12 protein-coding genes are annotated in these 12,603 nt (G+C 72.6%); 8 read left to right on the top strand and 4 right to left on the bottom strand.

Annotation, left to right across the window (positions count from 1 at the left end; all coding sequences use genetic code 11):
- The first annotated feature begins 198 nt into the window (after positions 1–198).
- From ACFY93_RS01020 to ACFY93_RS01000, 5 genes are all read left to right on the top strand, one after another.
- Positions 199–1,029 carry an enoyl-CoA hydratase-related protein gene (locus ACFY93_RS01020; protein WP_391352429.1) on the top strand — a complete coding sequence of 277 codons (831 nt, stop codon included), beginning with the start codon at positions 199–201 and terminating at the stop codon, positions 1,027–1,029.
- A 145-nt stretch (positions 1,030–1,174) separates the two neighbouring features.
- The gene (locus ACFY93_RS01015; protein ID WP_391352427.1) at positions 1,175–2,326 is read left to right on the top strand and encodes a diguanylate cyclase domain-containing protein; all 1,152 of its coding nucleotides are present in this window, start codon (positions 1,175–1,177) and stop codon (positions 2,324–2,326) included.
- Between the two features lie 79 nt (positions 2,327–2,405).
- Positions 2,406–3,944 (top strand): histidine ammonia-lyase, encoded by a 1,539-nt coding sequence (gene hutH, locus ACFY93_RS01010; RefSeq protein ID WP_391352947.1) that lies wholly within the window; start codon positions 2,406–2,408, stop codon positions 3,942–3,944.
- Between the two features lie 281 nt (positions 3,945–4,225).
- Positions 4,226–4,429: a cold shock domain-containing protein gene (locus ACFY93_RS01005; protein WP_391352425.1), complete on the top strand. Its 204-nt coding sequence runs from the start codon at positions 4,226–4,228 to the stop codon at positions 4,427–4,429.
- 113 nt (positions 4,430–4,542) lie between these two features.
- Entirely contained in the window at positions 4,543–6,243 is a 1,701-nt protein-coding gene (locus ACFY93_RS01000) for a DEAD/DEAH box helicase (protein ID WP_391352423.1), read from the top strand.
- Positions 6,244–6,330: 87 nt separating this feature from the next.
- Here the strand turns inward: ACFY93_RS01000 and ACFY93_RS00995 are convergent, their stop codons facing one another.
- Together ACFY93_RS00995 and ACFY93_RS00990 are read right to left on the bottom strand one after the other, a co-directional pair.
- On the bottom strand, positions 6,331–7,059 hold the full coding sequence (locus ACFY93_RS00995; RefSeq protein WP_391352421.1) for a DUF2625 family protein: 729 nt from the start codon (positions 7,057–7,059) through the stop codon (positions 6,331–6,333).
- A 49-nt stretch (positions 7,060–7,108) separates the two neighbouring features.
- Positions 7,109–7,510 (bottom strand): hypothetical protein, encoded by a 402-nt coding sequence (locus tag ACFY93_RS00990; RefSeq protein ID WP_391352420.1) that lies wholly within the window; start codon positions 7,508–7,510, stop codon positions 7,109–7,111.
- A gap of 110 nt (positions 7,511–7,620) precedes the next feature.
- Here ACFY93_RS00990 and ACFY93_RS00985 point away from each other — a divergent pair, with 110 nt between their 5' ends.
- Together ACFY93_RS00985 and ACFY93_RS00980 are read left to right on the top strand one after the other, a co-directional pair.
- A complete protein-coding gene (locus tag ACFY93_RS00985) occupies positions 7,621–7,965 on the top strand; it encodes a hypothetical protein (protein WP_391352418.1) in 345 nt (114 codons plus the stop codon).
- A gap of 222 nt (positions 7,966–8,187) precedes the next feature.
- Positions 8,188–9,453: an Ig-like domain-containing protein gene (locus ACFY93_RS00980; RefSeq protein WP_391352416.1), complete on the top strand. Its 1,266-nt coding sequence runs from the start codon at positions 8,188–8,190 to the stop codon at positions 9,451–9,453.
- Positions 9,454–9,602: 149 nt separating this feature from the next.
- Here the strand turns inward: ACFY93_RS00980 and ACFY93_RS00975 are convergent, their stop codons facing one another.
- The gene (locus ACFY93_RS00975; RefSeq protein ID WP_391352414.1) at positions 9,603–10,607 is read right to left on the bottom strand and encodes a helix-turn-helix domain-containing protein; all 1,005 of its coding nucleotides are present in this window, start codon (positions 10,605–10,607) and stop codon (positions 9,603–9,605) included.
- A 181-nt stretch (positions 10,608–10,788) separates the two neighbouring features.
- Between ACFY93_RS00975 and ACFY93_RS00970 the strand changes: the two genes are divergently transcribed.
- Positions 10,789–11,832, top strand: a complete 1,044-nt coding sequence (locus ACFY93_RS00970; protein WP_391352412.1) for an alcohol dehydrogenase catalytic domain-containing protein — start codon at positions 10,789–10,791, stop codon at positions 11,830–11,832.
- A gap of 62 nt (positions 11,833–11,894) precedes the next feature.
- Here the strand turns inward: ACFY93_RS00970 and msrA are convergent, their stop codons facing one another.
- Complete coding sequence (msrA, locus tag ACFY93_RS00965) at positions 11,895–12,578, bottom strand: peptide-methionine (S)-S-oxide reductase MsrA (RefSeq protein ID WP_391352411.1); 684 nt, start codon at positions 12,576–12,578, stop codon at positions 11,895–11,897.
- Positions 12,579–12,603 lie beyond the last annotated feature (25 nt).

Raw genomic sequence — 12,603 nt, 5'->3', positions numbered from 1 at the left:
TCCCTCCCTGCCGGCGCCCCTCCCCGAAGGCGCCGTGGCGGAGCGCAGGCTATGCGCGGCCCGGGGGAGAGGGGCGGGAGTCGGGCGGGTTGTCACCCGAACGGGGAACCGTTTCCGCGGGGGTGGCTTTCGCCGGGCGCCCCGGAATGGGATGATCGGGGGGATCGGAAGTTAACCATCGTTAACCGGGAGGATGTCATGGCGGAACAGGGGCCGGAGCGAGAGGCGGCGCACGACGGCGAGCGGCGCTTCGGGGAGTACGTCGTCGTGCGGCGTCACGGCCACGTGGCGGAGCTCGCCCTGGACCGGCCGAAGGCCATGAACGCGGTCTCCACCGACATGGCCCGCTCCGTCGCCGCCGCCTGCGAGGCGCTCGCCGCCGACCGCGACGCGCGGGTGGTCGTCGTGACCTCCACCCATGAGCGCGCCTTCTGCGTCGGCGCCGACCTGAAGGAGCGCAACTCCTTCACGGACGCCGACCTGCTGCGCCAGCGCCCCGTCGCCCGCGCCGCGTACACCGGCGTACTGGAGCTGCCCATGCCCACCGTCGCCGCGGTGCACGGCTTCGCGCTGGGCGGCGGCTTCGAGCTGGCCCTCTCCTGCGACCTGATCGTCGCCGACCGTACGGCGGTCGTCGGGCTGCCCGAGGTGTCGGTCGGCGTCATCCCCGGCGGCGGCGGTACGCAGCTGCTGCCCCGCCGGGTGGGAGCCGCCCGCGCCGCCGAGCTGATCTTCTCCGCACGGCGCCTGGACGCGGCCGAGGCGCGGGAGCTGGGACTGGTCGACGAGCTGGTGGCCGAGGGCCGCGACCGCGAGGAGGCCCTCGCCCTGGCCGCCCGGATCGCGGGCAACTCGCCCGTGGGGCTGCGCGCCGCCAAGCGGGCCCTGCGGCTGGGCCACGGGCTCGACCTGCGCGCGGGTCTGGAGGTCGAGGACGCGGCCTGGCGCTCCGTCGCCTTCTCCGGCGACCGCGCGGAGGGCGTCGCCGCCTTCAACGAGAAGCGCCGTCCCGACTGGCCGGGCGAGTGACAGCCCGCTGCGCGGGGACGCCGGGACCGCCGGTGTCCCCGGCGCGCCCCTGAAGGGTCCGCCGTCCGCCCGTGCCCGGCCCGGTCGTCCCCCTGTTCGCCTCACCAATGTCCCTGATTGCCGGAAATTTACCTAGCCTGGAGTGATGGGTGAGGACGGACGGCTGAGGGCCGTGGTGGCGTTGGCGCAGGGCATGGCGGCGGCGCGTACCCCGCGGGAGTCGTGGCGCGCGGCGGCGCTCGGCGCCCGCGACGCGCTCGACGGGAGCTTCGCCGCGCTCTCCGTGTGGGAGCGGGAGCAGGGCCGGCTGCGCGTCCTCGCCAACGTGGGGGAGCGCGCGCCCGACGAGGAGGAGTTCCCCGAGGGCGAGGCGTACCCCGTGCACCAGTTCCCGGAGATCACCGAGTTCCTGCACGAACGCTGGGCCGGCGGCGGCGAGCCGAACGCCTGGGTGGAGACGGCGGAGGGGCCCGCCCAGGGTCCGGCCGAGTACTGCCACCAGCGCGTCGCCGCCCTGCGCAGACGCGGCCGGGGCTGCTGCGTCGTCGCCCCCGTCGTGCTGCACGGCAGGGCCTGGGGCGAGCTGTACGTGGCCCGCCGCATCGGGGCCCCGGTCTTCGGCCGCGGCGACGCCGACTTCGCCACCGTCCTGGCCTCCGTCGTCGCCGCCGGTATCGCCCAGACCGAGCGCCTGGAGGAGGCCCGCCGCCTCGCCTTCACGGACGCGCTGACCGGCCTCGCCAACCGCCGCGCCGTCGACATGCGCCTGGACGAGGCGATCGAGCGGCACCAGCGGGACGGCGAGGTGGTCAGCCTCGTCGTCTGCGACCTGAACGGGCTCAAGAAGGTCAACGACACCCGGGGGCACGCCGTCGGCGACCGTCTGCTGGAACGATTCGGCTCCGTGCTCTCGCTGTGCGGCGCCATGCTCCCCGGCGCTCTCGCCGCCCGCCTCGGCGGTGACGAGTTCTGCCTGCTCGCGGTGGGCCCCGCCGCCGACGAGGTCGTCCGCGCCGCCGACGAGCTCTGCCGCCGCGCGGCCGAGCTGGAGCTCGGCGAGGGGGTGGCCTGCGGGGTCGCCTCGACCGGGGACGACATCGGCCCGGTCCGCTCGGGGCGCCGGCTGTTCAGGCTGGCCGACGCGGCGCAGTACCGGGCCAAGGCGGAACGCGCCAGGAAGCCCGTGGTCGCCGGGCGTGAGGGCCCGGACGACCCGGTCGTCCGGCTGGCGGACGCGCCTCCCCCGGCGGCCGGGGAGCGCCGCCGCTTCCGCGGGCGGCACGACCCCCGGCGGTAAGGGGTCAACCGGTGACGCACTGGTGACACGACCGCTAGTGACATCCCGGATTTCAGTGCGTACGCTCCTGAATATGGATATGCACACTGTGGTGGTGGGGACGTCCGGGGTCACCGCGTCCGACGTCCTCGCCGTGGCGCGCGCCGGCGCCCGGATCGAGCTCTCCGGCGAGGCGGTGGCGGCCCTGGCCGCGGCCCGCGAGATCGTGGACGCCCTCGCCGCCGAGCCGGACCCCGTCTACGGCGTCTCCACCGGCTTCGGCGCCCTCGCGACCCGGCACATCAGCCCGGAACTCCGCGCCCAGTTGCAGCGCAACATCGTCCGCTCGCACGCCGCCGGCATGGGCCCGCGCGTCGAGCGCGAGGTCGTGCGCGCGCTGATGTTCCTGCGGCTGAAGACCGTCTGCTCGGGGCACACCGGCGTACGCCCCGAGGTCGCGCAGACCATGGCGGACATCCTGAACGCGGGCATCACCCCCGTCGTCCACGAGTACGGCTCGCTCGGCTGCTCCGGTGACCTCGCCCCGCTCTCCCACTGCGCGCTCACGCTGATGGGCGAAGGGGACGCGGAGGGTCCCGACGGCGTCGTACGGCCCGCCGGTGAACTCCTCGCCGCGCACGGCATCACGCCCGTCGAGCTGCGCGAGAAGGAGGGCCTGGCCCTGCTCAACGGCACCGACGGCATGCTCGGGATGCTGGTCATGGCCCTCGCCGACCTCGACACCCTCTACAAGTCGGCGGACGTCACGGCGGCCCTGTCCATGGAGGCGCTGCTCGGCACGGACAAGGTCCTCGCTCCCGAGCTGCACGCCATCCGCCCGCACCCCGGCCAGGCCGCCTCCGCCGCCAACATGCTCGCGGTCCTGAAGGGCTCCGGCCTCATCGGGCACCACCAGGACGACGCGCCGCGTGTCCAGGACGCGTACTCCGTGCGGTGCGCGCCGCAGGTGGCCGGCGCGGGCCGGGACACCCTCGCCCACGCCCGCACCGTCGCCGAGCGCGAACTCGCCGCCGCCGTGGACAACCCGGTCGTGCTGCCCGGGGGCCGGGTGGAGTCCAACGGCAACTTCCACGGTGCCCCGGTCGCGTACGTGCTCGACTTCCTCGCCATCGCGGCGGCCGACCTCGGCTCCATCGCCGAGCGCCGCACGGACCGGCTGCTCGACAAGAACCGCTCGCACGGCCTGCCGCCGTTCCTCGCCGACGACGCCGGAGTCGACTCCGGGCTGATGATCGCCCAGTACACCCAGGCCGCCCTGGTCAGCGAGATGAAGCGGCTCGCCGTCCCGGCGTCGGCCGACTCGATCCCGTCCTCCGCCATGCAGGAGGACCACGTCTCCATGGGCTGGTCGGCGGCGCGCAAGCTCCGTACGGCCGTCGACAACCTCACCCGGATCGTCGCGATCGAGCTCTACGCCGCCACCCGCGCGATCGAGCTGCGCGAGGGCCTCGTGCCCGCGCCGGCCTCCCGCGCCGTCATCGAGGCGGCCCGCGCGGCGGGTGTCCAGGGCCCCGGCCCCGACCGCTTCCTCGCCCCCGACCTCGCCGCGGCGGACGCCTTCGTGCGCGCCGGCGGTGTCGTCGAGGCGGTGGAAGGGGTCACGGGCCCGCTGGCCTGACCCGGAAGCACGCGTTCCCCGGCCGGGGCATCTGTTCCAGGTGTCCCGGCCGGGGTCCGGCGGGACGTCCGGCGGGGGTCGGCGGACCGGATCCGGCGGGGCCGTCCGGCTCGACGCTCGTGGGCCGGACACATGTGGTACTGTTCAATCGATACGTTTTTGGTACCCATTTACTTTGTGCGCCTGATCGGAATCCTCCCTCAGGCGCGTTTTGTTTTTCCGGCATCTCCGGTTCTCCGGTCATCGGCGGATGGGGCCACCCGCATTGCAGGAGAAAAGACATGGCAACCGGCACCGTTAAGTGGTTCAACTCGGAAAAGGGCTTCGGCTTCATCGAGCAGGACGGCGGCGGCCCCGACGTCTTCGCCCACTACTCGAACATCGCCTCCTCGGGCTTCCGTGAGCTCCAGGAAGGCCAGAAGGTCTCCTTCGACGTCGTGCAGGGCCAGAAGGGCCCGCAGGCGGAGAACATCGTCCCGGCCTGATCCGGAACAGCGCTCCGAGCCGGGGCCCGCACCTTCGGGTGCGGGCCCCGGCTCGCGCCGTCCGTGCGGCAGAGGGCCGTCCGTGAGGCCGAGGAAGGAAAAACAGATCCAGCATGACTCGATCCGAACGCCCCGCCCGTGAGCGGGCGGCTCACTCCCGTGGCAGGACCCAGCCGAAGGCCTCCACGAACGGCACGAGCCGCGAGAACGGCGGCCGCGACGACGCGGGCCGCACCACCGGCGGACGCGACGGAGCGGCCCGCGCGAACGGCGGCCGCACCACCGGCGGCCGTGCCAGGACCGCCGCCGGCTCCGGCCGGAACGCGGGCCGCGGCGCCGGCAAGGCTCCCGCCCGCAAGGTCACGCCCCCGCAGGAGTTCACCCTCCCCGAGACCGTCACGCCCGCGCTGCCCTCCGTCGAGTCCTTCGACGCGCTGGACATGCCCGCGGCGCTGACGAAGACCCTCGCCGCCCAGGGCGTCACCGAGCCCTTCCCGATCCAGGGCGCGACCCTTCCCAACTCCCTCGCCGGGCGCGACATCCTCGGCCGCGGACGCACCGGCTCCGGCAAGACGCTCGCCTTCGGCCTCGCGCTGCTCGCCCGCACCGCGGGCCGCCGCGCCGAGCCCCGGGCCCCGCTCGCGCTGGTCCTCGTGCCCACCCGCGAGCTCGCCCAGCAGGTCACCGACGCCCTCACGCCGTACGCCACCGCCGTGAACCTGCGGCTCGCCACGGTCGTCGGCGGGCTCTCGATCACCAAGCAGGCCGGCTCACTGCGCCGGGGCTCCGAGGTCGTCGTGGCGACGCCGGGCCGCCTCAAGGACCTCATAGACCGGGGCGACTGCGTCCTCGGCCAGGTGTCCATCACCGTCCTCGACGAGGCCGACCAGATGGCCGACATGGGGTTCATGCCGCAGGTCACCGCGCTGCTGAAGCAGGTCGAGCCGGACGGGCAGCGGATGCTGTTCTCGGCCACCCTGGACAAGAACATCGACCGGCTCGTCCGGATGTTCCTGACCGACCCCGTGGTGCACTCCGTCGACCCGTCCGCGGGCGCGGTGACCACCATGGAGCACCACCTGCTGCACGTCGCGGACGAGACCGACAAGAAGGCCGTCGCCCTGCGCATCGCCGCGCGCGACGGCCGCGTGATCCTCTTCGTGGACACCAAGCGGGGTGCCGACCGGTTCACCAAGCGGCTGCTGGCCAACGGCGTGCGGGCCTCCGCGCTGCACGGCGGCCGCAGCCAGCCGCAGCGCACCCGCACCCTGGACCAGTTCAAGACCGGCCAGGTCACCGCGCTGGTCGCGACCAACGTCGCGGCCCGCGGCATCCACGTCGACGACCTCGACCTCGTGGTGAACGTGGACCTGCCGACCGACCACAAGGACTATCTGCACCGCGGCGGGCGCACGGCGCGCGCGGGCGAGTCCGGCAGCGTCGTGACCCTCGTGCTGCCCGAGCAGAAGCGGGAGATGTCCCGGCTGATGTCGGACGCGGGCATCTCCCCGCGGATCACCAGCGTCCGCTCCAGCGACCCGGAGCTGACCCGCCTCACCGGTGCGCGGGAGCCGTCCGGCGTCCCCGTGGTCATCGAGGTCCCGCAGCCCGTCGAACAGCCCAAGCAGCGCGGCACCCGCTCCCGGCGCGGCGGCGGCACCCGCCGCACGGGCACGGGCACGGGCACGGGCGCGGCCACGGGTGCGCGTACCGGCTCGGGCGCGGGCTCGGGTGCGCGTACCGGCTCGGGTTCGCGGGCCGGCCGATCCGGCGGGCGGGGCAGGCAGGGCGGCACCGGGCGCAAGGCGGCCTGACCGCCCGACGACGGCCTGACCGCCCGACGACGACGTGACCGCCCGGCCCGGCGGGCGGGACCGACCCCGCCCGCCGGGCCGGGCGTCTCAGTGCTTGAGGTCGCCCAGGAAGCCGGGGTCGACGGAGTCCAGCCGGTGCGCGTAGTCCCGGTGCAGGTCCAGGATCTCGCTCAGCGGGGCGGCGCGCCGGCTCGTCGCGTTGAGGTCGCGGCGGGCGTCGGCCGACCACAGGAACGGCGTGATCGAGAGCCCCTGGGTGCCGGTGAGCGCCCCGGACTCGCCCCGCCACCCGGGCCAGCGCAGATTGTCGTAGAACTGCTCCGTGCCGGTGCTCAGCAGCCAGCCGAGCCAGGCGTCGTGTCCCGCCCCGAGCGCCTCCCAGCGCAGCGAGTCCGGCGCGAAGTAGACGACCTCGCCCGGCTCCCCGGGCCGCCCCGCCGCCTTCGCGTCGGGGCCGTTCAGTACGAAGGCGCCGCCCAGGACGTCATGGCCGACGACCAGGCCGGCTCCCGGGCGCCACAGCGGGTCGAACCGCGCGGGCAGCGCGTTGACCTGGGCCAGCGACGGCATGCCCGACCCCGGCTCCGGGCTCCCGTAGATGCGCAGCCAGCCGCTGTCCAGGATCAGCCCGCCGGAGTTCAGCACGAAGGCGCCGAGCCAGGAGCGCGCGGTGATCTGTAACTGCAGCAGCGTGTCCCGGCTCACCGAGGGATCCGCGGGCAGCGTGTCCATCGACACCCGGCTCTCGGAGATCTCCGCGGCAAGGAGCGGCCACGCGGGCTTGTCGACGTCGGTGAGCTCGGTCAGATCTCGCATGGGTGTCCATCCGGAGCGTGGCTGGTTCGGTGCGGCCGGCGCGGGCGGTTCAGCAGGCCGTCGTACGTTCACGGCGCACGGAGTACGCGACGAACCCGGCGCCGAGGCCGAGGAAGAGGGTGCCCCCGATGACGTAGGGAGTCGTGTCGACGCTTCCCGTGTCGGCCAGCCGGGGGCCGTCGCCGGTCGCGTCGGTCACGTCGGCGGCGGATCCGGTCGTGTCCCCGGAGTCCGCCGGGCCGGCCGACTCCGTCAGGTCGCCGGTGCTCGTGCCGTCGACGGCGCCGGTCCGGTAGGTCTGCGCCGTCAGGGAGGTTCTGGTTCCCGTGGAGTTCGAGGTGTGCTGGACGGGTACGTCCTGGGTGGCGTTGGCGGACGGGACGAACCACAGGGCCCCCAGGAGGGCGCCCGCTGCGGTGGCGGTCAGCAACGATCGACGTGCGGTCGACACGGAATATCGATCCCCTTGTGGCGCTGGCGAATTGGCCGTGTGGGGCGATGCTAATGAAAGGCGCGGGTCGCGGGAAAGTCGTACGGGCCGGTGGCCGTACGCTCCGTCTCATGAATACACCTGAGACATCACGTTTTGTCCGCCTTCGAGCCGAGCTCGTACTGGAAATCGATGACGTCGGCGCCGTCACCAAGGCCGCGTTGCGGCAGATCGCCGCCGACACCGGGATGCCTGCCGACGAGCGGACCCACGCCGAGAACGCCGTGACGGAGGACACCGCCGAGGCCATCGCGTATCTCGTCGATCCGTTCGACCTCATCGGCGAGGTCCCGGGCGTCGAGCTGGCGCAGGCCTCGTGGAGCACCGAGCGGGTCGACTACGACCCCGATTCGCCTGAATGGGACCTCGACGAGGATGATGACGGCGAGAGCGACGGAGAAGTCCGGCTCGGCTGAGGCGGCTTGGGAAAATAGTGACCCCGGGCGGCAACCGCGGCCCGGGGTTCACTCGTCTCATGAGGCGCACCGACCACAGGCGCGCCCCGTCCGACCTGCCGGTCCGACGTGGCGTGCCTAACACTTCCCAGCCCTGTGGAATGGGACGAACCGGTCGTAGCGTAGAAGGCTGTGTGGGGGATTTCCGGGCGAGCCCCGGGAGTTTCGGGGAAATCGGCGACGATGGAGAAGCGTGTGATGACGGACAGTAGGCGGCGCCGGGGTCTGGCGACCGCCTCCGTACTGCTCGGTGGAGTGCTGGTGCTCTCCGCGTGCGGTTCGGACGGCGACAAGGCCAGCGCCTCGGACGGAGGCGGCTCGTCTCAGTCCAAGGTCGATGAGGCGGCCGCCAAGAAATCGTCCGAGGCGCAGATCAGGATCACGCCGAAGGACGGCTCCGACAACGCCTCCATCAACAACGCCGCCGAGGTCACCGTGAGCAAGGGATCGCTCACGGAGGTCACGATGAAGAAGGCCGACGGCACCGCCGTCGCCGGCCGGATATCGCCCGACAAGAAGAGCTGGAAGCCCGACGGCCAGCTCGAGCGCGCCACCACGTACAAGATCGCGGCGGTCGCCGAGGACTCCGAGGGGCGCTCGGCCCACGAGAACGCGTCGTTCACCACGGTCTCCCCCGCCAACAGCTTCATCGGCAACTTCACGCCGGAGGACGGCTCCACCGTCGGCGTCGGCATGCCGGTCTCGATCACCTTCGACAAGGCGATCACCGACAAGGCCGCCGTGCAGAAGGGGATCAGCGTCTCCTCCAGCAGCGGCCAGGAGGTCGTCGGTCACTGGTTCAACGCCAACCGCATCGACTTCCGCCCCGAGGACTACTGGACGGGCGGCTCCACCGTCACGCTCAAGCTGAACCTCGACGGCGTCGAGGGCGCCGACGGCGTCTACGGCGTGCAGCAGAAGACGGTCACGTTCAAGGTCGGCCGCAACCAGGTCTCCATCGTCGACGCCCAGACCAAGACCATGAAGGTCACGCGGGACGGCAAGACGGTCAAGACCATCCCGATCTCTGCGGGCTCCCCGGAGAACAAGACGTACCAGGGCCAGATGGTGATCTCCGAGAAGTTCAAGGAGACCCGGATGAACGGCGCCACCGTCGGCTTCAAGGACGGCGACGGCAAGGGCGAGTACGACATCAAGGACGTGCCGCACGCCATGCGCCTGTCGAACTCGGGCACGTTCATCCACGGCAACTACTGGGGTGCCAAGTCCATCTTCGGCAGCGCCAACACCAGCCACGGCTGCGTGGGCCTGTCCGACACCAAGGGCGCCAACGACCCGAACACCCCGGCGGCGTGGTTCTACAACAACTCGCTGATCGGTGACGTCGTGGTCGTCAAGAACACCGGTGACAAGACGGTCTCCCCGGACAACGGCCTCAACGGCTGGAACATGGACTGGGCGGCCTGGAAGGCCGGCTCCGCCGCCTGACGGACCCCTCCACCGCCGACTGCCCGATGGCCCGCACCCCGACCGACCGGGGTGCGGGCCGTCGGGCGTGTACGGGCGGGCCCACGCGTGTACGTCGCTTGTACCGGCGTGCGTACGCCGGTACCGCGCACGGCTCGCGTACGGCCCGCCTACGGCCTCCCGGGCGCCGAGGGGCCCGCCCGGTGGCCGGCGTCCCGCGAGGGGTCCTCGGCCGGGCCCGGCGCGGTGGCCGTCCCGGCCCGGGTCGCGTCCGTCCCCCAGCTCGCGAGGAGCCGCAGCGCCTCGGCCGACGGCGAGCCCGGCTCCGCGTGGTACGTGACCACGGACTGCTCGCCGTCGTCCGCCGGCCTGAACGTCTCGAAGGACAGCGACAGCGCGCCCACCAGCGGATGCTGCATCCGCTTCACGCCGTGACTCTTCTCCTTGACGTCGTGGGTGGCCCACAGCCGCCTGAACTCCTCGCTTTTCACGGAGAGTTCGCCGACCAGCGTCGCCAGACGCGGGTCGTCGGGATGGCAGCCGGCGTCCATCCGCAGATAGCTCACGATGTCCGACGCCTTCTGCTCCCAGTCCACGAACAGCTCGCGGTACTCGGGCCTCATGAACACCAGCCGCGCCCAGTTCCGCTCCTGCTGCGGCAGCAGGGCCCAGTCGCCGAAGAGCGCGGCGGCCATCCGGTTCCACACCAGGATGTCCGAGCGCCGCCCCACGACGTACGCGGGGACCCCGTCCATGGCGTCGAGGAGGTGCCGCAGCTCGCCCCGCACCTGCTGGGGCCGCGCCGACCGCTTCTTCTTGTGCTGCCGGGGCTTGGCGAGGTGCGTGAGGTGCGCGTGCTCGGCGTCGCTCAGGCGCAGGGCGCGGGCGATCGCGTCGAGCACCTCGGCGGACACGTTCTGCCCGTTCCCCTGCTCCAGGCGCGTGTAGTACGCCACCGACACCCCGGCCAGCTGTGCCAGCTCCTCCCGGCGCAGTCCCGGCACCCGGCGTCGGCGCCCGAAGTCCGCCAGCCCCACGTCCCCGGGCTTCAGCCGGGCCCGGCGGGTCCGCAGGAACTCGCTGAGCTCGGCACGCCTGTCCAGCGCGGGACCGGTGCCGTCGGGGCCGGGGGTGCCCGGCGACGGCCGCCGCGGGAAAGCGGGGTGTTCCTCCATACGGCTCAGTATCGCCGACCCGCCGCTGAGCGTACGCAGCCGAGCCTGACCCTCCCAGTGGTAGGACCGGCGAACGTACGCAAAGCCGTGACCTGGGTGGATGTTCCGGCTCGGGGCACGCTGTAGACGTGCCCGGCGGAGGAAGCCGGGTACGCGACCCCCTCTGAGGAGCATCCTCCGCATGACCACCACTGTTGCCGCGTACGCCGCTCCCGCCGCCAAGGCCCCGCTGGAGCGCACCACGATCGAGCGCCGCGCGGTCGGCGAGTTCGACGTGCTGATCGACATCAAGTTCGCCGGCATCTGCCACTCGGACATCCATCAGGCCCGCGACGGCTGGGCCGAGGGCATCTTCCCGATGGTGCCGGGTCACGAGATCGCCGGCGTCGTCGCCGAGGTCGGCTCCGGCGTCACCAGGTTCGCCGTGGGCGACCGGGTGGGCGTCGGCTGCATGGTCGACTCCTGCCGCGAGTGCGAGAACTGCCGGGCCGGCCTGGAGCAGTACTGCCTCAAGGGCAACATCGGCACGTACAACGCCCTCGACAAGAACGGCGAGCCCACCTACGGCGGATACTCGACCCACGTCGTCGTCGACGAGAACTACACGCTGCGCATCCCCGACGGCCTCGCCCTCGACGTGGCCGCGCCGCTGCTCTGCGCGGGTATCACGACGTACTCCCCGCTCAAGCACTGGAACGCGGGCCCCGGCAAGAAGGTCGCCGTCCTCGGCATGGGCGGCCTCGGCCACATGGGCGTCAAGATCGCGCACGCGCTCGGGGCGGAGGTGACCGTCCTGTCGCAGTCCCTGCGCAAGAAGGACGACGGCCTCAAGCTGGGCGCCGACCACTACTACGCGACCAGCGACCCGGAGACCTTCGAGAAGCTGCGCGGCACCTTCGACATCATCCTGTCCACGGTGTCGGCGCCGCTGGACTTCGGCGCGTTCCTGTCCCTCCTGAAGACGGACGGCGCCCTGGTCAACGTCGGTGCCCCCGAGGAGCCCGTCTCCCTCAACCTCTTCTCCCTGCTCTCCGGCCGCAAGTCCCTGTCGGGCTCCGGCATCGGCGGCATCCGGGAGACCCAGGAGATGCTGGACTTCTGCGCCGCCCACGGCCTCGGTGCCGAGATAGAACTGATCAGCGCGTCCGAGATCAACGACGCCTACGAGCGCGTCCTCGGCAGCGACGTCCGCTACCGCTTCGTGATCGACACGGCGACGATCTGACCCGGTCCGTGCCTGCCCCGGGGGCGTTCGGCGGGCCGCCGAACGCCCCGGGGTTCACGCGGTCACCGGTCGGTGGTCTCCAGCGCCGGGACGACGCCGGCCGGGCAGGTGATGCCCGTCCCGCCGATTCCGCAGTAGCCCGAGGGGTTCTTGTCCAGGTACTGCTGGTGGTCGGGCTCGGCGGGGTGGAAGGGCCGGTCCTGAGCCGGGAGGATCTCCGTGGTGATCGGGGCGCGGTGGCCGGCGGCGGTGAGCGCCTTCTGGTAGGCGTCCCGGGATGCGGCAGCGGCGGCCGACTGGGCCGGGGTGTGGGTGTAGAGCGCCGAGCGGTACTGGGTGCCGACGTCGTTGCCCTGGCGGAAGCCCTGGGTCGGGTCGTGGGACTCCCAGAAGAGCCGGAGCAGGGTCTCGTAGGGGACGAGCGCGGGGTCGTACACGACGCGGACCGTCTCCGCGTGCCCGGTCAGGCCCGAACAGACCTCGTCGTACGTGGGGTTGGCGGTGAAGCCGCCCTGGTAGCCGGCGAGCGTGGTCCACACGCCCGGCTGGAGCCGCCAGAACGCGCGCTCGGCGCCCCAGAAGCAGCCGAGGGCGAAGTCCGCGGTCTCCAGGCCCTCGGGGTAGGGGCCGAGGAGCGGGGTGCCGAGGACCGTGTGACGCTCGGGAACCGTGTGGGCCGGCTCCGGGCGCCCCCGCAGAGCCTGCTCGGGGGACGGCAGCTGAGGCGTACGGCTGTGCAGGAACATGCGGTCTCCACAGGGTGCGGTGTCC

Origin of the sequence: Streptomyces sp. NPDC008313 (assembly GCF_042956125.1) — a bacterium.
Lineage (GTDB): Bacteria > Actinomycetota > Actinomycetes > Streptomycetales > Streptomycetaceae > Streptomyces.
The sequence above is the reverse complement of the archived record's forward strand: the minus strand, read 5'-3'. Positions and strand labels throughout refer to the sequence as shown.